Genomic DNA, 19702 nt, shown 5'->3' with positions numbered 1-19702 from the left:
AAAGACGTGTTGGCGCCAGGCCATGGCGTCAACACATTCTTAACCAACGGAAGGCCATGTCCGATCCGGAGCCGGCGATGCAAGCCGGCCTGCAACTGCGACGGATCGATGAAGAGCCTTTCTGTATTTGCGTCTGCGCTTGTCGCGCTCACCCTCCTTGCCAATCCACTGGCGGCCAAATCCGACGAGCACAAGAAGCCTGCCTTCAACGCCTCATGGCCGAAGGGCCGCGTCACGGGCTTTCCCATTCCACGTTTTGTGTCGCTGAGGTCGGAGCGAGCCAATATGCGGGTCGGCCCCTCCACTGACTATCCGACGAAATGGGTCTATTCCGCGCGCGGCCTGCCGATGGAGATCACCGAGGAATACGGCAACTGGCGTCGCGTGCGCGACCAGGACGGCGCGACGGGATGGATGCTCGCGCCGCTCCTGTCCAGCAAGCGCACAGCGGTCGTCGGACCGTGGCTCGACCGGCCGGCGGCACTGAACGAGCGCCCACGGCCGAAAGCCCGCATGATCGCCAGGCTGTCGCCGAAGGTCCGTCTCGACATTCTCGATTGCGACGGGAACTGGTGCCGCGTCAGCCTGCGCGACAGGCACTTGTCGGGCTTCATCGACCAGACGCTGCTCTGGGGCGTTTATCCCGGCGAAGTGATCGACTAGCGAACCACGAAACAGTTCATGGATTTTGCCTGCAGCACGGTGCAGGCGCGGGTTGCCGTCTCACGATCGGCAAAACCTGCAAGGCGGGCGTTATAGGCCTGCTTGCCGTTATAGGTGGCTGCCTCGATCAGCGGTGAAACGCTGTTGAAGCCGGAAAGCAAGCTGATCGCCTTGTCGATCATGTTGACGGCCGAAGCCTTGGTGATGCCGGCCGCGATCTGGACCCGCCAGAGCGAATCCTGCGCCTGGGGCGCAACGGGTGCAACGGCCGCTACCTGCGGGTTCTGCGGCGGAAGGTTCTTCGGCGGCACGCCCTGGCTCGGCGCTGCATAAAGATTGGCGATTGATGCACGGGCCGGCTGTCCGGCAGCGGACCCCGGGTTCATCGTGATCTGCTTGCGTGGCGCTGTCGCAAAGGCGAGAGGCGCCGGCTGCTCGGCCGTCTGCTTCTGCTCCTGTGCCGCGACAAGCGCGCCATCCACCGAAAGGCGGTTGCTCGGAACATACTGGTCGAGAAGGGCCGCCATGCGGTCGTCGCGGGCGCGTGCCGTCTTGCCGCCCATCACCACGCCGATGACCCGGCGCCCGTCGATCGTCACCGCGCTTGCGATGTTGAAGCCTGAAGCCTTGATGTAGCCGGTCTTGACCCCATCCATGCCGGGATAGCGATACATCAGGTTGTTGTGGCCGCGCAGGCGCTTGCCGCGGAACTCCATGTTGCGCATGGAGAACAGCTGGTATTCGCGTGGGAAATCGCGAATCAGCGCGAGCGCCAGCACCGCCATGTCGCGGGCTGTCGTCACCTGGGCATCATCCGGCAGGCCCGACGCATTGCGAAACACCGTGCGGCTCATGCCGAGCTGGCGCGCCCTGCGGGTCATCATCTGGCCGAACTGTTCTTCCGTGCCGCCGAGGAAATCGCCCATGGCAGCGGCCGCATCATTGGCGGAGCGCACGATCATCGCCTCCACCGCCTCGCGCACGGTGATCGTACGGCCGGCAGGAACGCCGAGCTTCGACGGGATCTTGGACGCCGCGTTTGGGGTGATGAGGATGTCCTGGTCCCAGGCGATGCGGCGTTCCTTGAGCGCCTCGAAGGTCATGTAGAGCGTCATCATCTTGGTGAGAGACGCCGGATGGTTCAGCTCATTGGCATTTTCGGAGGCCAGGACCTGGTTCGTCTTCACGTCGTAGATGAAATGTGCGTAGCCGGCTTGAGCGGCCCGCCCGAAGGCCAGGGTTGCACTCAGCACGAGCAAACATGCGACGATCTTCGAAATCCGAAACATCATGAACCCTTTGTGAAGTCGGACGCACAATAGGGCATCAAAGGTGGTGCGAAAATGGCGCCACCCGTTTTTCACTTGATTTTCTTGAGCTTGGATCGCTCTAGCGCGCCGTCAGCGTCCGCTTCACGGCGTCCTTCCAGCCGCGGATCTTCGCTGCCCGGGTCTTCTCGTCCATCTGCGGTTCGAAGCGTCGCTGGCGCGCCCAGCTCTTGGCAAAGGCCTTGCGGTCCGGCCAGACACCGGCCTTGGAGCCGGCAAGCCAGGCGGCGCCGAGTGCCGTGGTTTCGAGGATCGTCGGCCGGTCGACCGGTGCGTCGAGGAGGTCGGAGAGCCGCTGCATCGTCCAGTCGGAAGCGACCATGCCGCCATCGACGCGGAGCACCGTGTCGCCGTCATAGGAGCGCCAGTCCTTCTGCATCGCGTCGAGCAGGTCGCGGGTCTGGTAGCAGACAGCCTCAAGCGCCGCGCGCGACAGTTCGGCGGGGCCCGTCGAGCGCGTCAGGCCATAGATCGCGCCGCGCGCCTCGGCGTCCCAATGCGGTGCGCCAAGACCCGTAAAGGCCGGCACGAGGTAAACTTCCTGTTGAGGATCGGCGTCTTCCGCCAAGTCACCGGACTGACTCGCCTTTTCGATGATGCCGAGCCCATCGCGCAGCCATTGCACCGCAGCACCGGCAATGAAGATCGAGCCCTCCAGCGCATACGTCGTTTCGCCGTCGAGGCGATAGGCGATCGTCGTCAGCAGGCGGTTCTTCGAGCGCACCATGTCGACGCCGGTGTTCAACACCGCAAAGCAGCCGGTGCCGTAGGTGGATTTCATCATGCCCGGTTCGAAGCAGGCCTGGCCGATCGTGGCCGCCTGCTGGTCGCCGGCGACGCCTAGGATCGGGATCGCGGCGCCGAAAAGGCTCTCGTCGGTAACGCCAAAATCGTCAGCGCAATCCTTTACCTCCGGCAGCATGGCGGCGGGGATGCGCAGGATTTCCAGCAGGTCCTCGTCCCATTCGTTGCTGCCGATATTGTAGATCAGCGTACGCGACGCGTTCGTCGCATCGGTGACGAAGCTCTTGCCGCCGGTCAGACGCCAGATGAGGAAGGTGTCGATGGTGCCGAAGCAAAGTTCGCCCTTGGCCGCCCTCGCCCGTGCGCCTTTGACGTTGGCGAGCATCCAGGAAAGCTTGGTGCCGGAGAAATATGGGTCAAGCAGCAGGCCGGTGCGGCGGGTGAAGAGCTTTTCGAGGTCCTGCCGCTTCAGCTTTTCGCAATAGCTTGCGGTGCGGCGGTCCTGCCAGACGATGGCATTGTGGATCGGCTTGCCGCTGTCGCGCTCCCATACCACCACGGTTTCGCGCTGGTTGGTAATGCCGATGGCGGCGATATCGGTGGCCTTGAGCTTGGCCTCCTTCAGGGCCTGCTTGACGGTCCAAAGCACCGTGTCCCAGATCTCTTCGGGGTCATGCTCCACCCAGCCGGAACGCGGAAAGATCTGGGTGAATTCCTTCTGGCCGATGCCGACGATCTTCATCTCGCCGTCGAAGACGATCGCCCTGGTCGAGGTCGTCCCCTGATCGATTGCCAGAACATAACCCGCCATGCCGTTCCTCCCATGATCGTCAGCGTTTTTCGTCGTTTGAGCAGATGGAAACAACAGGGTCAAACGAAATTGCGAGCAGAGGCACAACCACCGATCGCCGGCGGGCGGATTGCCAGCCCGCCCGGTTTGCGCATAACCTGCACGCCGAGGTGCGGCGCAACAGAACACCGCCCGCAGGGAGATTTTCAGAATGGCGAGAACGGTCGTCGTTACCGGCTCAACCTCAGGCATCGGGCTTGGAATCGCGAAAGCCTTCGCCACTGACGGCGCAAATGTCGTCATCAACGGCTTCGGCGATAAGGACGCGATCGAAGCCGCGCGCAAGGACCTCGACAGCCTCGGCTCCGGCACGGTGCTCTACCACGCGGCGGACATGACTAAGCCGGCCGAGATCGAGGACCTGATCAAGACGACGGCCGACCGCTTCGGCACGATCGACGTGCTCGTCAACAATGCCGGCATCCAGCATGTGGCGCGGATTGAAGAATTTCCGCCGGAGAAATGGGACCAGCTGATCGCCATCCTTTTGTCATCGGCATTCCATACGATGCGCCACACGATCCCGCTCATGAAGGCGAGCGGCAAGGGACGCATCATCAACGTGGCTTCCGCCCACGGGCTTGTCGCCTCACCGTTCAAATCGGCTTACGTGGCGGCCAAGCACGGTATCATGGGCCTCACAAAGACCGCGGCCCTGGAACTTGCGACGACCGGGATCACCGTCAACGCGATCTGCCCCGGCTATGTGCTGACCCCGCTGGTGGAAAAGCAGATCCCGGACCAGGCACGCGAAAAGGGCATCAGCGAAGCGCAGGTGAAGGACGAGATCATGCTGCGGTTGCAGGCCACCAAGGAATTCGTCGCCATTGAGGAAGTGGCTGCCGCCGCCATTTATCTTGCCAGCGATGCTGCCAGGAGCGTGACGGGCACACATATCTCCATAGACGGCGGCTGGACCGCGCAGTAATGTCAGCGGTTGATAGTTTGTAGCCGGCAACGGCAGACGAAGGAGACAAATGAGCGAAGCCATCCGCTTCATCCTGAACGCAGAAGAAGTGACATTGGGCGATTTCGGCCCCACCGAGACTCTTCTGGATTATCTGCGCCTGAAGCGGCGGCTGACGGGAACGAAGGAAGGCTGCGCCGAAGGCGATTGCGGCGCCTGCACCGTTCTCGTCGGGCGTCTGACGGAGCACGGCCTGCGCTACGAAAGCGTCAATGCCTGCATCCGTTTCCTCGGCTCCCTGCACGGCACCCATGTGGTGACGGTCGAGCACCTGGCCGGCCGCGACGGCGCGCTGCACCCGGTGCAGCAGGCCATGGTGGATTGCCATGGCTCGCAATGCGGCTTCTGCACCCCGGGCTTCGTGATGTCGCTGTACGGCCTGTGGCTATCCAACGACGCGCCGACCCGTGCCGAGATCGAAAGCGCGCTGCAGGGCAATCTCTGTCGCTGCACCGGTTATGAACCGATCGTCAAGGCGGCAGAACAGGTTGCCGCCAACCGTCCAAGCTCGCTGTTCGACCCGCTGGAGCGCGACCGCATCCAGATCATGGCAAAGCTCTGGTCGATCCAGTCCGAGAACGGCACCATCGTCGTCACCAAGGACGGCGCGCGCTCGATCATCCCGGCCTCCGTGGCCGCCTTTGCCGAAGTGCTTGCCGAAGAACCCAAGGCCACCATCGTGGCCGGCGCGACGGATGTCGGCCTGTGGGTGACAAAGCAGATGCGCCAGCTCGACGCGGTGATCTTCATCAATCACCTCACGGAGCTGCAGTCCGTCGAAGTCGACGAAAACGGCATCACCATCGGCGCCGGTGTCAGCTACAGCCAGGCGCTAGACAAGATCGCCGACGAGATCCCCGCGTTCGGGAGATTGATCGACCGGATCGGTGGCCAGCAGGTCCGCAACATGGGCACCATCGGCGGCAACATCGCCAACGGCTCGCCGATCGGCGACACGCCGCCACCTCTCATCGCGCTCGGTGCGGAACTGACGCTGCGGACCCATTCCGGCCGCCGCACCATTCCGCTGGAAGACTTCTTCCTGAGCTACGGCAAGCAGGATCGTCTCGCCGGCGAGTTCGTCGAAAAGGTCTTCGTGCCGCGCCCGCGCGACAACAGCCACTTCGCGGTCTACAAGATCTCCAAGCGTCGCGACGAGGATATCTCGGCGCTTTGCGGTGCCTTCAACCTGCGCCTTGATGACGAAGGCAAGGTAGCGAGCATCCGCATCGCCTTTGGCGGCATGGCGGGAACGCCCAAGCGCGCCAGCCACGTGGAGCAGGCGCTGCTGGGCCAAGCCTGGAGCTGGGGCGTGATCTCGGCGGTGCGCGATGCCTTCGACCAGGATTACCAGCCGCTGAGCGACTGGCGCGCATCGGCCGAATACCGCAGCCTCACGGCGAAGAACCTGCTTACGCGCTTCTTCCTGGAGACCGCCGGCCAAGGCCACGAACTGCGCCGCTTCGAGCTGGAGGAAGCGTGATGGACAAGTCCACCTTCACCACCAAGCCGATCATCAACGGCCCGATGCATGCGCCGCTGCGCCATGACTCGGCGCACAAGCACGTCACCGGCACCGCCGACTACATCGACGACATTCCGGAGCCGATCGGGACGCTGCATATGGGGCTTGGCCTCTCCGACCGTGCCCATGCAGAGCTCGTCTCGATCGACCTCTCCGCGGTGGAAACCGCACCCGGTGTTGTCTGCGTCCTGACCGGAGAAGATATTCCCGGCTTCAACGACGTCGCCTCGACCGGCCGGCATGACGAGCCGTTGCTGGCCACCAAGGACGTGCAGTTCCACGGCCAGCCGATCTTTGCCGTGGTTGCCGAAACCCGCGACCAGGCCCGCCGGGCGGCACGGCTGGCGCGCATCCAATACCGCGACCTGCCGCACTGGACCGACATCGACGGCGCCCGCGACAATGGCGCACCGCTGGTGGTGGAGCCGATGGTGCTGAAACGCGGCGAGCCGCAAACCGAGATCGAAAAGGCGCCGCTGCGCATCCAGGGCTCGATGTCGATTGGCGGCCAGGAGCATTTTTATCTGGAAGGCCAGATCGCGCTCGCCATTCCCGGCGAAGACGAAGACATTATCGTCTGGTCGTCCACGCAGCATCCGAGCGAAGTGCAGCATATGGTGGCGCATGTGCTCGGCATCGCCAACAATGCCGTTGAAGTCCGGACGCGCCGCATGGGCGGCGGTTTTGGTGGAAAGGAAACCCAGGGCAATCATTTTGCAGCCCTCGCGGCGGTTGCCGCCAAGAAGCTGAAGCGTGCCGTCAAGTTCCGCCCGGACCGCGACGAGGACATGACGGTCACCGGCAAGCGCCACGACTTCCGGGTCGATTACGACGTTGCCTTCGACGAGGACGGTCGCATCCACGCGGTGGACGCCACCTATGCGGCGCGTTGCGGCTTTTCCGCCGACCTCTCCGGCCCGGTGACCGACCGCGCGCTGTTCCACGCCGACTCCAGCTATTTCTACCCGCATGTCCACCTGACATCGCAGCCGCTCAAGACCCATACGGTTTCCAACACCGCGTTTCGCGGTTTCGGCGGACCGCAGGGCGTGCTGGGCGCCGAGCGGATGATCGAGGAGATCGCCTACGCGCTGGGCAAGGATCCGCTCGAGATCCGCAAGCTGAATTTCTACGGGCAGCAAGGTTCGGATCGCACCGCGACGCCTTACCACCAGGAGGTGGAGGACAACGTCATCGCCCGGATCGTCGAGGAGCTGGAAAGCTCATGCGATTACCAGGCGCGGCGCCAGGCGATCATCGATTTCAACGCCAACAGCCCGGTGATCCGCAAGGGCATCGCGCTGACGCCGGTGAAGTTCGGCATATCCTTCACCATGACCGCCTACAACCAGGCGGGTGCGCTGGTGCATATCTACCAGGACGGCTCGATCCACCTGAACCACGGCGGCACCGAGATGGGTCAGGGCCTCTACACCAAGGTGGCGCAGGTCGTGGCAGATACCTTCCAGGTCGATATCGACCGGGTGAAGATCACCGCCACCACCACCGGCAAGGTGCCGAATACATCCGCCACTGCCGCCTCCTCCGGCTCGGACCTGAACGGCATGGCCGCTTATGATGCAGCCCGCCAGATCAAGGAACGGCTGATCGACTTTGCCTGCCGGCAATGGGAGGTTGACCGCAGCGAGGTGGAGTTCCTGCCGAACCGCCTGCGGATCGGTGGCGAGATCGTGCCGTTCGATACCTTCGTGCGCGCCGCCTATTACGGCCGCGTCCACCTGTCGGCTGCCGGCTTCTACAAGACGCCGAAGATCCACTGGGACCGCGAGGCCGGCCGCGGGCGGCCATTCTATTATTTCTCCTATGGCGCTGCCTGCTCGGAAGTGTCGATCGATACGCTCACGGGCGAATACCTGGTGGACCGCACCGACATCCTCCACGATGTCGGCCGGTCGTTGAACCCGGCGCTCGACATCGGCCAGATCGAAGGCGGCTTCGTGCAGGGCATGGGCTGGCTGACGACCGAAGAGCTCTGGTGGGATGCCAAGGGGCGGCTGCGCACCCACGCACCCTCGACCTACAAGATCCCGCTCGCCTCCGACCGGCCGAAAGAGTTCAACGTCAAGCTGGCGGAATGGTCCGAGAACGCCGAACCGACGATCGGCCGCTCCAAGGCGGTGGGTGAACCACCTTTCGTGCTGGCGATCTCGGTGTTCGAGGCAATCTCCATGGCAGTCGCAAGCGTGGCGGACTATACCGTCTGCCCGCGACTTGATGCACCGGCCACGCCCGAGCGTGTGCTGATGGCTGTGGAACGCCTGAAGCAGATGGGGTGAGGCTATTAGCCGGCTCTGCGCCAGCCGGCTTGCCGCGCTTCCAGTTCCGAGCAGAACCACCGCTCGCCGTGCTGGGGGCTGATCTTCGTCGCCGCGTAATAATGCTGGCCGGGCACATGGTAGATCTTCTCGCCCGTCCCAATCGAGATGTTGCCCTTGATGTTGCAACTCGGATCGTAGAGCGACTTCGGCAGCAGCGTGTATCCGCCCGTTGCAGTGAAGACGGCCGCAGAAATGAGGACGGTGGCAAGCGTAAAGTTGCTCATGCTCGCGAGCATGGCATGAAGAGCTTTACCTCAGGTTGCGCCGAACGTTAAAATTGCAATACTGGGGCCGGGCCGGTCACGGCACGCCGTCCTGATGCGGCACCGGAATCTGGCTGATCTTCGGCCGCTGCCAGGGAAACAGGCCGAGCACCAGTGCGCAGCCGAGGATGATGACGGCCGCGCCGACGAACTGCACCGGCGCCAGCGGCTCCTGCAGGAAAACGGCACCTACAAAAACAGCCACCACCGTCACCACGAATTCGACGCTGATTGCCTTCGTCGCGCCGATTGAGCCGACGAGCGTGAAATACAGCACATAGGTCGTTGCGCTCATCACGCAGCCGGCGATCAGCAGGTAGACGATGTCCATGAACCCGGGCAGCGCGGGTACGGGCACCAGTGCGAGGAAGGGCGATGCGATGAGGCCACCGAACAGGAAGGAGCCCATCGTCACCTCCCAGGAGCCGACGTTCTTCAGCCGGTGGCTGGCGTAATTGCTGCCGAAGGCGGCGGAAAAACAGGCGCCGAGCGTCGCGGCACATCCGAGCAGGAATTCACCCGTCAGTGGCACGGCCGGGAACCCCACCAGCAGCACCATGCCCGCAACGCCAAGCGCGAGGCCCAGCAAGCCGCTCGGGCGCATCCGCTCCAGACCCCAGACCTGACTGATGACCATGGAAAACAGCGGGATGGAGGCAACGATGATTGCGGCCATCGCAGTCCCGATCAGCGGAGTCGCATAGGAAAGCCCGAGCAACTGCCCGGCAACCGTCGTCGCGCCGACCACGAAGAAGGGCCACCACCCGGCGCTGAAATCGAGCCGCCGCCCGGTCAACTTCGCGATGAGGTAAAGCGTGAGGCAGGCCACGAAGGCGCGGATCGACACCGCGGCCACCCAGCCGAACGCCGCCACCACCTTCAAAACGATGAGGAAGGAAAGGCCCCAGGCCGTTGCAAGGAAAATGTAGATGGCAAGGTCGCGAGGCTTCATGGTGGATGAAAGCGCTAGCGAGTTTTGTAGGGAAAGCAAGACTGCCCGGAGCCGAAACAGATCGCCTTGCCAGAAATAGAAGTTCGCGATCATATCGGATGAGTGTGATCGGATAGAAGCCATGCCGCATTATGATGTTCGCGATGCCAATCGAGCCCATGCACGACGGATGCGGCGGACGCTTACTCCCGCGGAACTCAAGTTCTGGAATGCGGTCCGCGCGCATCGGCTGATGGACCTGTCCTTCAGGCGGCAGATGCGATCGCAGGTTACATCGTCGATTTCGCCTGCCCGGATCACAAGCTGATCATCGAGATCGATGGCGTTGGCCACTCATTTGACAGAAGGATCAGAAGCGATGGCGAACGGGATCGCCAGTTGGGTTCACTCGGCTGGCGCGTGGTGCGGTATAGTAATGACGAGATCTACAACCGGCTTGATGATGTGTGTATGCAGTTGTTGCGCACGATAGGAATTCATGAGTTTGACTGATCGCTGTTACCCCCCTCTGCCCTGCCGGGCATCTCCCCCTCAAGGGGGGAGATCACCAAGCTGCGCCGGCCCGTTTGCAAGTCGGCGCAGAGCCCGCGGCAGTTGCGGCGGGGAATGGGGCGGGACAGTGCAACGATTAATCTCCCCCCTTGAGGGGGAGATGCCCGGCAGGGCAGAGGGGGGTGTATGACACAGACACAATCCCTCACCGCTTTCATTGCCGCTCATCCTGCAAGCGTGCTGGTCGAGATCGTCCAGGCGAAGGGGTCGACGCCGCGGGAGGCAGGTACCTTCATGCTGGTCGCGGACGCAGCGATCTGGGGCACGATCGGTGGCGGGCAGTTCGAGTTCATGGCGATCGACAACGCCCGCGCCATGCTTTCGGGCGCCGGCGAGCCAGTGATGGACATTCCGCTCGGGCCGGAGATCGGCCAGTGCTGCGGCGGCCGGACGCGGATCAGCTTCACGCCGGTCACCGGACCGGTGGCCGAGCAGTTGACGCGGCGGCTGGCGGACGAAGCCGACGAACGGCCGGCTGTGTTCCTGTTCGGCGCCGGGCATGTCGGGCAGGCGCTGGCCGAGGCGCTGGCACCCCTGCCCTTTGCCGTCACGGTCGTGGAAACGCGCGCCGAGGCGCTGGACGACTTGCCCGACGGCACGGCAAAACAGCTGACGCCTATGCCGGAAGCGGTGGTTTCGAAGATCCCGAGCAATGGCGCCGTCATCATTCTCACTCACGACCATGCGCTGGATTTCATGATCGCACGGCAAGCCCTGGCGCGACCCGACCTCGCTTATGTCGGGATGATCGGTTCCCAGACCAAGCGCGCCACCTTCACCAACTGGCTGAAGCGCGACGGTGATGGAGACGCCGAGATGTTGTCGCGGCTGGTGCTGCCGATCGGCGGCAACGTGGTCAGGGACAAGCGGCCGGCAGTGATCGCCGCGCTGGTGGCGGCAGAGCTTTTGACGGTTTACGCGCTACGCGAGACGAAAACGTCAGAACGGCAGGTTCCGCATCGCTGAACCGCGCCGGGCGCTGCAGAAGGCGTCCATCCGCCCCGCCGGAAGCTCCTCGCCAAGCCCGACATCACCATGCAGGTCCTTCGGGAGATCCGGGACAGACCAGACATGGCGCAGGAGGAGCCGGTTGACGAAGCTTCGTGCCGGCCGCCACAGGCTCTGCGGCAGGAATGGCAGGGACGGGAAATGATAGGCCTTTGCGCCACGCATGGTTGTCTCACGTCGATAAGCTGAATTGCTTGTCTCACCGCATCCATGCGCCTGATTGGCTTGTTCTTCCAATTCAATTATCATGAGTATCGATCAAGAGAGCTTATGATGAAACTGTCCCGCCGTTTCCCGCTCAATGCCCTGCGCGTCTTTGAAGCCGTGGCCCGGCTGGAGAATTTCACGCGGGCCGCCGAAGAGCTCGGCATGACGCAAACGGCGGTGAGCTACCAGATCAAGATCCTCGAGGATTACCTCGGCGACCGGCTGTTCATCCGCAAGCCACGCGCCCTGCAACTGACGGAATGCGGCCAGAACCTGCTGCCGAAAGTGGCCGACGCCTTCCAGCTGCTGTCGGAAGCCGTGCAGTCGGCCCGCGGCACGGCGGACGAATTGCTAGAGATCCACTCCACGCCCACCTTTGCCTCCCATTGGCTTGCCCGGCATCTTGGAGATTTCCAGTTGCAGCACCCGAATATCGCGGTGCGGCTGGTGCGCCATACCGGTCATGACAGCATGGACCCGCCGCCAACGGACGTGGCGATCCGCATCGCGGCAAAACCCTGGGATGATCTGGTTTGCCATCCGCTCATTCGCCTCACCTACACGCCGATGCTGACGCCGAGCCTTGCCGAGCGGATCGGCGGCGTGCGCGAGCCGGACGACCTGATGAAGCTGCCGTGGATTTCGAACGGCAAGGGTTTCTGGCAGGACTGGTTCAAGGCGGCCGGCCTCGACAAGCTGCCGATCCGGGAAATGCATCTCGATGCATCAGGCGCGCTCGACCTTGAAGCCAATGCCGCGATCGCCGGGCATGGCGTGGCGATGCTGAGCCCCTTCCTGTTCAGCGGCGAACTGGCTTCCGGGCGGTTGATCCAGCCCTTCGACATCTGCCTCGGCGATGCCAAGACCTACTGGCTCTGTTACCAACCCGGACGCCGCAACACTGCCAAGATCCGCGCCTTTTCGAACTGGATCCAGGCAGCGCTGGCCCGCGAGATGGAAACCATTCCCGGCCACGTGGCCTTGCCTTCCACAAACGCTTAGAGGCCTCGCGGCAGCGAGATCATGCGTGACGCCTGCGCGGCCCCGTTGTGGACATCGCCGCGCGGACCACGTCCATCAAGAAGCCCGAGATCACGCTGCCAGCTTTCCGGCATCTCTGCGGGGTCGATTGCATTTTGATGCATCGCCTGGCTTGGACGCCAAAGATCAGTGATCTTGATCTGCGGCAACAGTCGGCCGAAATTCATGCTCAGTGTCGGAAACATTGTGCACCTCCAACGGGATGAACCCGTTTTCACTGGTTTGATATGGAGGTAGTGTGCGCGCGAGGCGGCGGATGATCCAATCGAAATCCCGTCTCCATGGATCAAGAGACCTCATTCATGAAGATGTCCAAGCAGTTTCCCCTGAATGCGCTGCGCGTGTTCGAATCCGCCGCGCGGCAAATGAGCTTCACAAAGGCCGGAGAAGAGCTGGGGCTGACGCAGACGGCGGTGAGCTACCAGATCAAGCTGCTGGAAGACACGCTCGGTGAACAGCTTTTCCTGCGTCGGCCCCGGCAGGTAACGTTGACGGAAGCGGGCAACCGGCTGGCACCGCGCATCAGCGAAGCCTTCGCGATCATGAACGATGCGGTGGCGAGCCTCAGCAATACGTCGGAGGGAACGCTGATCATCCACACGACGGCGACCTTCGCGTCGCGCTGGCTGAGCCGTTACCTTGGGACGTTCCAGCTGCAAAACCCGGGCATCGCCGTGCTGCTCGAGACATCGCAGGAAACGATCGACTTCACGCGCACCCAAGGCGACGTCGCCATCCGCAGCGGCAGCGGCACGTGGCCGGGGCTCAAGTCGCATTTCCTGATGAAGAGCCATTTCACGCCGATGCTGAGCCCGCAGCTGGCGGAAACCATCGGTGGTGTGAAGACGCCGGAAGACATCCTGAAGCTGAGGATCATCGACCCCGGCGATATCTGGTGGCCGATCTGGTTTGCAGCCGCGGGCCTGCCGGATGTGGACCTGAAGAGCCGGCCGATCAGCCGGTTCGGCGCCCAGTCATTCGAGGCGGCGGCGGCCGTGGCGGGCCAAGGCGTGGCGATCCTGAAACCCGAATTTTATACCGACGACGTCGCGCTCGGGCGGCTGATCCAACCCTTCGACATTCTTGCAAGCGACGGCAGCGACTACTGGCTCGTTTACCCCGAAGCGAAGCGCAATCAACGCAAGATCCGGCTGTTCCGCGACTTCATCCTGAAGATCATGGCGGACGAACCCGACCAACTGCCCGGTTGAGACTGAACGGTCAGAAGCTCATGTCCGGCGCGTAGAAGCAACGCAGGTTATCTTCCGTCGGGTAAAGGCAGATGTGATATTCCTCGTCCTGGCTGCGGCGGGCCTGGCTCTGCTTCATGGTGAAGCGGTGCGGGCGCGTGATCATCCGATGGTCGCCGGGCTTCAGCTGGATCTCGTAGCCGTTCTCCGTCACCTTGACGTTGCGGGTGGAGATCATCTGGCAATCACCGGTGTGGTTGTCGCCATTGCAGCAGAAGCCATCATATTTCCACGCCATGCCGCTCCCGCTATGGGCCTCGTGGGCAAGTGCGGCAGTCGAAAAAAGGCACGCGAACGCAACCATCGATCCTGTCAGAACAAGACGCATAAGCTTAGTCTCCGTTGATGAACCAATCATCCCCGGCGAGCCTGTCACGCATTACCCGGCGCCCGCCGGTGCATCTGCATTGCATGTGAAGAATGTCATCGCCGGCCCGGCCACGTTTGGGAGGGGAAGCGGCGGTCTGAAAATCTGCGGCATTCGGTATCAAAAGCGCGCTATGAGGCTTTGAACTCAAAGCCAATGTTCCAGGTTCCCACGTCCGTGCAAAATGTTCCCGCAGAGAGGCACTTTCTTCTTGAGCGGTTTTTCCGCAAAGTGGCGCCGAGTCAGGGGATCATGTGACGGACGAAGGGGTGCCTGAATGTATGAATATGCCGTAGCCTGGGAGTGGCTGAGTTTTGCCGCTCGCTGGTTTCATGTGATCACTGCGATCGCCTGGATCGGTTCGTCCTTCTATTTCATTGCCCTCGATCTTGGCCTCGTGAAGCGGCCGCACCTTCCGGTCGGCGCCTATGGCGAGGAATGGCAGGTGCATGGCGGCGGCTTCTACCATATCCAGAAATACCTGGTGGCGCCGGCGCAGATGCCCGAGCACCTGACCTGGTTCAAATACGAGAGCTATTTCACCTGGCTCTCCGGCTTCCTGATGCTGTGCATCGTCTATTACGGCGGCGCCGACCTCTTCCTGATCGACCGTTCGGTGATGGATCTGTCGTCATGGCAGGCGGTGCTCATCTCGGTTGCGTCCCTCGCCATCGGCTGGGTGTTTTACGACCAGCTTTGCAAGTCGCCGATCGGCAAGAACACCTGGGGCCTGATGGGCGTGCTCTACCTGGCGCTGATCGCCATGGCCTGGGGTTACACGCAGGTGTTTTCTGGCCGCGCGGCCTTCCTGCATCTTGGCGCCTTCACCGCGACGATCATGTCGGCGAACGTCTTCTTCATCATCATCCCGAACCAGAAGATCGTCGTGGCGGACCTGATTGCCGGCCGCACCCCGGACCCGAAATATGGCGTCATCGCCAAGCAGCGCTCGCTCCACAACAACTACCTGACGCTGCCCGTCATCTTCTTCATGTTGTCGAACCATTATCCGCTGGCGTTTGCGACCGAGTTCAACTGGGTGATCGCGGCGCTGGTCTTCCTGATGGGCGTCACGATCCGGCACTGGTTCAACACGACGCATGCGCGCAAGGGCAAGCCGACCTGGACCTGGCTGGTCACGGTGCTGCTGTTCATCGCCATCATGTGGCTTTCGACGGTGCCGAAGGTGCTGACCGGGGAAACCGAGACCTCCATGTCGCCCGTCGCGCAAAAGTTCGCCGCAAACGACCATTTCGGCGCCGCCCGCGATGTCGTGCAGGCGCGTTGTTCCATGTGCCACGCCGCCGAGCCCGTCTGGGAGGGCATCAACTTTACGCCGAAATCGGTGAAACTGGAGACGGACGCGGAGATTGCCGCACATGCGCGGGAAATCTATATCCAGGCAGCCCGCAGCCATGCCATGCCACCCGGCAATGTCACGGCCATCACCCCGGAAGAACGCCGGCTCCTCACCGCCTGGTATGAAAGCAGCATTTCGCAATGACCACCAAACTCATCCGTGGACGCCTGCTGTCCTTCAAGCGCGCGCCGCTTTCCATGACCGACAGCGCCAGCTACGTTTACGAACACGACGGCGCGCTGCTGGTTGCGGACGGCAAGATCGCTGCCGCCGGCGACTACGCCAAGGTCAAGGATGAAGCCGCGGCAGACGTGGAGGAGATCGACCACCGCCCCCACCTGATCATGCCGGGCTTCATCGACTGCCACATGCATTTCCCGCAGATGCAGGTCATCGCCTCCTATGCCGGCAGCCTCCTGGAATGGCTGAACACCTATACCTTCCATGAGGAATGCCGCTTCGTCGAGACCGACCATGCGGCCCGCATCGCCACCCACTTCTATGACGAACTGCTGCGCCACGGCACGACGACGGCCGCGGCCTATTGCTCCGTCCACAAGGCCTCCGCCGACGCCTATTTCGCCGAAGCGATGAAGCGTGGCATGTGCATGGTGGGCGGCAAGGTGATGATGGACCGCAACGCACCGCAGGGCCTGCTCGACACCCCCGAGATGGGCTATGACGAGACACGCCAGGTGATTGCCGACTGGCACGGCAAGGGCCGCAACCACGTGGCGATCACGCCGCGCTTCGCCATCACCTCGACGCCGACGCAGATGAAGGCGGCACAGACGCTAGCGGAAGAATTTCCCGACCTCTTCATCCAGACGCATCTTTCCGAAAACCACGAGGAAATCCGCTACACCTGCGAGCTTTTCCCCGAGGCAATCGACTACACCGACATCTATGCTCGTTACGGGCTTCTGGGCGCGAAGACCCTGCTCGGCCATGCCATCCATCTCTCCGAGCGCGAGGCGGATGTCCTCTCAGAGGCCGGCAGCGTGGCGGTGCACTGCCCGACTTCGAACCTGTTCCTCGGCTCCGGCCTTTTCCCGATGAAATCGCTGATGCGCCGCGACAAGCCGGTGCGCGTGGCGGTCGCCACAGATATCGGCGGCGGTTCGAGTTACTCCATGCTGCGGACGCTGGACGAGGCCTACAAGATCCAGCAATTGCTGGGCGAGCGGCTGAACCCGTTTGAAAGCTTCTACCTGATGACCAGGGGCAACGCCGAGGCGCTGTCGATGGAGAACGATATCGGCACGCTGGACGTGGGCTCGACTGCCGACCTGGTGGTGCTGGATGCGGCGCCGACGCCCGCGATGAAGCTTCGGATGGAAACGATCCAGAGCCTGCCGGAAGAACTTTTCCTGCTGCAGACCATGGGCGACGACCGCGCCGTGGTGGAAACCTATGTCGCCGGCGAGGCGATGAAGAGCGTATTGGCGTGAGGCGCCGGTCAAGGCATCGAGCGGGCAATAAGATATATGCCACATCCAAAGCAGCCAAGAGATGAGAGCGCCACGAGTGCTGCTCCATGGTTCATAGCCGATCCCTGCGACCAACCTTTGCCGCCCCCTATTAGGGCGTTTGCATAACCTTGGTTCGCCCAGTACGCAAAGAAGCACGCGAACACCGCTAAACCTGCCCCAATGCCAAAAGCTAACAAGGACCGAGTCGTTGCTTGCACCAGATCAACGAATTCGGGACGCAGTTTTTCACTCGTAGCCAAGGCGCCAACGAATGTTAGGAGCGAGACACATGCCCCGCCGTTCAGCAGCAGTAAAGCCTTGAGTCCCTGCGCTGCGCCGGCAATCGCAGCAGCTTCCATTGCGAGAAATCTATCCCGGTCTTCCACCCCATCCCCCCTAATGTTCAGTCGGCGCCTCTACGAGCATAGGCAGCGCGCAGGAAGCCGTCTAGGAGCACGTCGCCGAACACCTCATACTCAGATCGGTCCGCTGCTACTCATCCAAGGGCGCCCCGCGTTATTCGACCATGCGTGATGCCAACATGCGAGAGAACGTTGGTAGATGTCTTTTTTGCTGACGTGCTCGGACTACTCATGATAGCTGACGATACCTTCTGCCGGAGATTTACCGATCATGTCCAAGCCGCTGACCATTGCCGATTTGAAGAAACTTGCCCGCCGCCGTGTGCCGCGGATGTTCTTCGACTACGCAGACAGCGGCGCCTGGACGGAAGGTACCTACCGGGCCAACGAAGAGGATTACAGCAAGATCAAGCTGCGCCAGCGCGTGCTGGTGGACATGACTGATCGCTCGCTGGAAAGCACCATGGTGGGCCAGAAGGTGTCGATGCCCGTGGCGCTTGCGCCGACCGGGCTGACCGGCATGCAGCATGCCGATGGGGAGATGCTGGCAGCGAAGGCGGCCGAAGAATTCGGCGTTCCCTTCACCCTCTCGACCATGAGCATCTGCTCGATCGAGGACGTCGCCTCGGTCACCTCCAAGCCCTTCTGGTTCCAGCTTTACGTGATGAAGGATCGCGGTTTCATCGAGCGGCTGATCGGGCGAGCTAAGGCGGCGAACTGCTCGGCGCTTGTTGTTACTGCCGACCTGCAAATCCTCGGGCAGCGCCACAAGGATATCCGCAACGGCCTGTCGGCACCGCCGAAGCCGACGCTGGACGCGGCCTTCCAGCTCGTCACCCGGCCACGCTGGTGCCTGGAAATGCTGGGCACCAAGCGCCGCAGCTTCGGCAATATCGTCGGCCATGCGAGCAATGTTTCCGACCTGTCCTCGCTCGGCGCCTGGACCGCGGAACAGTTCGACCCGCGGCTCTCCTGGAGCGACATTCGCTGGATCAAGGATCTGTGGGGCGGCAAGCTGATCATCAAGGGCATCCTCGACGAGGAGGATGCGCGCGCCGCGGCCGATACCGGTGCCGATGCGATCATCGTTTCCAACCACGGCGGTCGCCAGCTGGATGGTGCGCCGTCCTCGATCAGCATGCTGCCGAAGATCGTCGAGGCCGTGGGTGACCGGATCGAGGTTCATGTCGATGGCGGCATCCGCTCCGGCCAGGACGTGCTCAAGGCCGTGGCGCTTGGCGCCCGCGGCACCTATATCGGCCGGCCGTTCCTTTATGGACTGGGCGCCATGGGCAAGGCTGGCGTGACGACGGCGCTCGAGATCATCCGCAACGAACTCGACATCACCATGGCCCTTTGCGGCAAGCGTGACATCCAGACGATCGATCGCAGCATCCTGGCGAATACCTCTTTCTAGGCCGTGAGCACGCGGTTCAGAAAAGTCACGAATCCCGAAGTTCGTGACACGATGGACCGCTCACACGCGACACAGTTCTAGGATAGCGCGATCAGCGTCGACCTGACGACGCTCGATGAAGGGATTAGTGTTGCTGAGGTAGAGCGGATGTTTCAGGCCTCTCGGACGATAATCGGTTTCACCCGACGGTCCATGGCCGGCCACCTCATTGAATAGCTTGCGGTGACGAGTCACTCCTCCCGGATTGGGGGCCATATAGTGCTCCGAACGGAGTTCGACTTTTGCATCCAGATCGAGTTAGTGTCCGCAATAGCAAGCAGGTCGGTTCGATCTTCGGCTTTTTGAAGAAGGAGCCCGGAGCCAGCCCGATACTCGTCCGGCGCTTTATCAGAACTGCGTGGCATTTGAGCTTTGATCTTCCCGCGACCTTAAAGACCTACCAGCTATGGAAGGCCATCGATGACGCGAGGGGATCATGGCTCCAACAGAAGAATTCATCACAGAGGCAGAGCTAAAATGCGTCGAACTATGTGGACAGATGAGCGTGTCTGCAGGCGTGGAACTGATGTGGGATCTCATAGCGGTCAGCGGTGATGAGCTAGCTGACCCGGCTCTCCGTAACGGAATGTATTTCGATGAGTTCAAGCAGGATGCGATAGATGGCGTTCTGCGTGTCGCCCTGAAGCACCCAGATCACCCACTCGAATGTTGGCAGGCGGCAGCGAAGATCCTCAGCGAGATTGACGCCAGCCTCACGAGTATCGGAGCTCCCGGAATCGGCGTGCCGACTTATGACGGCTTTGCCGCACAGCTTCAGACATTCGCCGTTTCCGAAGACACTGTCGCGGCTCTGAGACAGGAGATCGCGGAAATTTCCGACCGGGATGACTACTTCATTGAGCTCTCAGATGACGAGTGTCGTCTCCTGAAACAATGCCGTTGCGTGGCGGCTAGACGGAAGGAGATACGCGACCGGGGGAAGCCGCTGGCTTGTTGATTTGCACTGAGAGCTGACCCGGGATTTGCGCCGAGAAG

Annotated in this window: 18 protein-coding genes and 1 pseudogene; 12 read left to right on the top strand and 7 right to left on the bottom strand. The window is 62.2% G+C overall.

Translation table 11 applies throughout. The features are described from left to right. Positions 1 to 108: 108 nt before the first annotated feature. Positions 109 to 663 (top strand): SH3 domain-containing protein, encoded by a 555-nt coding sequence (locus tag M0654_RS00095; RefSeq protein ID WP_248681276.1) that lies wholly within the window; start codon positions 109 to 111, stop codon positions 661 to 663. Here the strand turns inward: M0654_RS00095 and M0654_RS00090 are convergent. Both M0654_RS00090 and glpK read right to left on the bottom strand, forming a co-directional pair. Further along, positions 660 to 1952, bottom strand: coding sequence for a D-alanyl-D-alanine carboxypeptidase (locus M0654_RS00090; protein WP_449289660.1), 1293 nt, complete (start codon positions 1950 to 1952; stop codon positions 660 to 662). The genes M0654_RS00095 and M0654_RS00090 overlap by 4 nt on opposite strands. 100 nt (positions 1953 to 2052) lie before the next feature. Next, entirely contained in the window at positions 2053 to 3546 is a 1494-nt protein-coding gene (gene glpK / locus M0654_RS00085; protein ID WP_248681264.1) for a glycerol kinase GlpK, read from the bottom strand. 190 nt (positions 3547 to 3736) lie between these two features. On the opposite strand from glpK, the gene M0654_RS00080 reads away from it, so the two are divergent. Genes M0654_RS00080 through xdhB form a run of 3 tightly spaced genes read left to right on the top strand, consistent with a single transcriptional unit; the run spans position 3737 to position 8374 of the window. Then, positions 3737 to 4513 (top strand): 3-hydroxybutyrate dehydrogenase, encoded by a 777-nt coding sequence (locus M0654_RS00080; protein ID WP_248681263.1) that lies wholly within the window; start codon positions 3737 to 3739, stop codon positions 4511 to 4513. A gap of 49 nt (positions 4514 to 4562) precedes the next feature. Beyond that, a complete protein-coding gene (gene xdhA / locus M0654_RS00075; protein ID WP_248681262.1) occupies positions 4563 to 6035 on the top strand; it encodes a xanthine dehydrogenase small subunit in 1473 nt (490 codons plus the stop codon). Further along, entirely contained in the window at positions 6035 to 8374 is a 2340-nt protein-coding gene (xdhB, locus tag M0654_RS00070) for a xanthine dehydrogenase molybdopterin binding subunit (protein WP_248681261.1), read from the top strand. The genes xdhA and xdhB overlap by 1 nt, the downstream gene beginning before the upstream one ends. Before the next feature lie 5 nt (positions 8375 to 8379). On the opposite strand, the gene M0654_RS00065 is transcribed toward xdhB, so the two are convergent. Together M0654_RS00065 and M0654_RS00060 are read right to left on the bottom strand one after the other, a co-directional pair. Further along, positions 8380 to 8640, bottom strand: coding sequence for a sunset domain-containing protein (locus tag M0654_RS00065; RefSeq protein ID WP_248681260.1), 261 nt, complete (start codon positions 8638 to 8640; stop codon positions 8380 to 8382). A gap of 76 nt (positions 8641 to 8716) precedes the next feature. After that, positions 8717 to 9631, bottom strand: coding sequence for a DMT family transporter (locus tag M0654_RS00060; RefSeq protein WP_248681259.1), 915 nt, complete (start codon positions 9629 to 9631; stop codon positions 8717 to 8719). Positions 9632 to 9752: 121 nt separating this feature from the next. On the opposite strand from M0654_RS00060, the pseudogene M0654_RS00055 reads away from it, so the two are divergent. Together M0654_RS00055 and xdhC are read left to right on the top strand one after the other, a co-directional pair. Next, positions 9753 to 10123, top strand: a pseudogene (locus M0654_RS00055) (endonuclease domain-containing protein). 186 nt (positions 10124 to 10309) lie between these two features. Next, complete coding sequence (xdhC, locus tag M0654_RS00050) at positions 10310 to 11149, top strand: xanthine dehydrogenase accessory protein XdhC (RefSeq protein WP_248681258.1); 840 nt, start codon at positions 10310 to 10312, stop codon at positions 11147 to 11149. Here xdhC and M0654_RS00045 read toward each other — a convergent pair. Next, the gene (locus M0654_RS00045; RefSeq protein ID WP_248681257.1) at positions 11123 to 11356 is read right to left on the bottom strand and encodes a hypothetical protein; all 234 of its coding nucleotides are present in this window, start codon (positions 11354 to 11356) and stop codon (positions 11123 to 11125) included. The genes xdhC and M0654_RS00045 overlap by 27 nt on opposite strands. A gap of 108 nt (positions 11357 to 11464) precedes the next feature. Between M0654_RS00045 and M0654_RS00040 the strand changes: the two genes are divergently transcribed. Beyond that, positions 11465 to 12400 carry a LysR substrate-binding domain-containing protein gene (locus tag M0654_RS00040; RefSeq protein ID WP_118851586.1) on the top strand — a complete coding sequence of 312 codons (936 nt, stop codon included), beginning with the start codon at positions 11465 to 11467 and terminating at the stop codon, positions 12398 to 12400. On the opposite strand, the gene M0654_RS00035 is transcribed toward M0654_RS00040, so the two are convergent. Next, the gene (locus tag M0654_RS00035; RefSeq protein WP_248681256.1) at positions 12397 to 12624 is read right to left on the bottom strand and encodes a hypothetical protein; all 228 of its coding nucleotides are present in this window, start codon (positions 12622 to 12624) and stop codon (positions 12397 to 12399) included. The genes M0654_RS00040 and M0654_RS00035 overlap by 4 nt on opposite strands. A gap of 117 nt (positions 12625 to 12741) precedes the next feature. Between M0654_RS00035 and M0654_RS00030 the strand changes: the two genes are divergently transcribed. Beyond that, entirely contained in the window at positions 12742 to 13650 is a 909-nt protein-coding gene (locus M0654_RS00030; protein ID WP_118851587.1) for a LysR substrate-binding domain-containing protein, read from the top strand. A gap of 10 nt (positions 13651 to 13660) precedes the next feature. Here M0654_RS00030 and M0654_RS00025 read toward each other — a convergent pair whose 3' ends face one another. After that, positions 13661 to 14017 (bottom strand): hypothetical protein, encoded by a 357-nt coding sequence (locus M0654_RS00025; RefSeq protein WP_248681255.1) that lies wholly within the window; start codon positions 14015 to 14017, stop codon positions 13661 to 13663. 316 nt (positions 14018 to 14333) lie between these two features. Here M0654_RS00025 and puuD point away from each other — a divergent pair, with 316 nt between their 5' ends. The 4 genes from puuD (at position 14334) to M0654_RS00005 (ending at position 19664) form a co-directional block, all read left to right on the top strand. Then, the gene (puuD, locus tag M0654_RS00020) at positions 14334 to 15560 is read left to right on the top strand and encodes a urate hydroxylase PuuD (RefSeq protein WP_248681254.1); all 1227 of its coding nucleotides are present in this window, start codon (positions 14334 to 14336) and stop codon (positions 15558 to 15560) included. After that, complete coding sequence (gene guaD / locus M0654_RS00015) at positions 15557 to 16867, top strand: guanine deaminase (RefSeq protein ID WP_248681253.1); 1311 nt, start codon at positions 15557 to 15559, stop codon at positions 16865 to 16867. The genes puuD and guaD overlap by 4 nt, the downstream gene beginning before the upstream one ends. Before the next feature lie 654 nt (positions 16868 to 17521). Continuing rightward, positions 17522 to 18667: an alpha-hydroxy acid oxidase gene (locus tag M0654_RS00010; protein WP_248681252.1), complete on the top strand. Its 1146-nt coding sequence runs from the start codon at positions 17522 to 17524 to the stop codon at positions 18665 to 18667. A 475-nt stretch (positions 18668 to 19142) separates the two neighbouring features. Then, on the top strand, positions 19143 to 19664 hold the full coding sequence (locus tag M0654_RS00005; protein ID WP_248681251.1) for a hypothetical protein: 522 nt from the start codon (positions 19143 to 19145) through the stop codon (positions 19662 to 19664). Positions 19665 to 19702 lie beyond the last annotated feature (38 nt).

The organism is Neorhizobium turbinariae (assembly GCF_023223505.1).
In the GTDB taxonomy this organism is placed as follows: domain Bacteria; phylum Pseudomonadota; class Alphaproteobacteria; order Rhizobiales; family Rhizobiaceae; genus Neorhizobium; species Neorhizobium turbinariae.
Note: the sequence above shows the minus strand (reverse complement) of the source record. Positions and strands in the feature narration are given on the sequence as shown.

Bases quoted from the DNA above. Each gene is read 5' to 3' on its own strand.
- M0654_RS00040 (WP_118851586.1), top strand. From the start codon at position 11,465: ATGAAACTGTCCCGCCGTTTCCCGCTCAATGCCCTGCGCGTCTTTGAA.
- glpK (WP_248681264.1), bottom strand. From the start codon at position 3,546: ATGGCGGGTTATGTTCTGGCAATCGATCAGGGGACGACCTCGACCAGG.
- M0654_RS00080 (WP_248681263.1), top strand. From the start codon at position 3,737: ATGGCGAGAACGGTCGTCGTTACCGGCTCAACCTCAGGCATCGGGCTT.
- M0654_RS00060 (WP_248681259.1), bottom strand. From the start codon at position 9,631: ATGAAGCCTCGCGACCTTGCCATCTACATTTTCCTTGCAACGGCCTGG.
- M0654_RS00065 (WP_248681260.1), bottom strand. From the start codon at position 8,640: ATGAGCAACTTTACGCTTGCCACCGTCCTCATTTCTGCGGCCGTCTTC.
- M0654_RS00035 (WP_248681256.1), bottom strand. From the start codon at position 12,624: ATGTTTCCGACACTGAGCATGAATTTCGGCCGACTGTTGCCGCAGATC.
- M0654_RS00090 (WP_449289660.1), bottom strand. From the start codon at position 1,952: ATGTTTCGGATTTCGAAGATCGTCGCATGTTTGCTCGTGCTGAGTGCA.
- M0654_RS00010 (WP_248681252.1), top strand. From the start codon at position 17,522: ATGTCCAAGCCGCTGACCATTGCCGATTTGAAGAAACTTGCCCGCCGC.
- M0654_RS00030 (WP_118851587.1), top strand. From the start codon at position 12,742: ATGAAGATGTCCAAGCAGTTTCCCCTGAATGCGCTGCGCGTGTTCGAA.
- M0654_RS00025 (WP_248681255.1), bottom strand. From the start codon at position 14,017: ATGCGTCTTGTTCTGACAGGATCGATGGTTGCGTTCGCGTGCCTTTTT.
- xdhB (WP_248681261.1), top strand. From the start codon at position 6,035: ATGGACAAGTCCACCTTCACCACCAAGCCGATCATCAACGGCCCGATG.
- xdhA (WP_248681262.1), top strand. From the start codon at position 4,563: ATGAGCGAAGCCATCCGCTTCATCCTGAACGCAGAAGAAGTGACATTG.
- guaD (WP_248681253.1), top strand. From the start codon at position 15,557: ATGACCACCAAACTCATCCGTGGACGCCTGCTGTCCTTCAAGCGCGCG.
- xdhC (WP_248681258.1), top strand. From the start codon at position 10,310: ATGACACAGACACAATCCCTCACCGCTTTCATTGCCGCTCATCCTGCA.
- M0654_RS00045 (WP_248681257.1), bottom strand. From the start codon at position 11,356: ATGCGTGGCGCAAAGGCCTATCATTTCCCGTCCCTGCCATTCCTGCCG.
- M0654_RS00095 (WP_248681276.1), top strand. From the start codon at position 109: ATGAAGAGCCTTTCTGTATTTGCGTCTGCGCTTGTCGCGCTCACCCTC.
- puuD (WP_248681254.1), top strand. From the start codon at position 14,334: ATGTATGAATATGCCGTAGCCTGGGAGTGGCTGAGTTTTGCCGCTCGC.
- M0654_RS00005 (WP_248681251.1), top strand. From the start codon at position 19,143: ATGGCTCCAACAGAAGAATTCATCACAGAGGCAGAGCTAAAATGCGTC.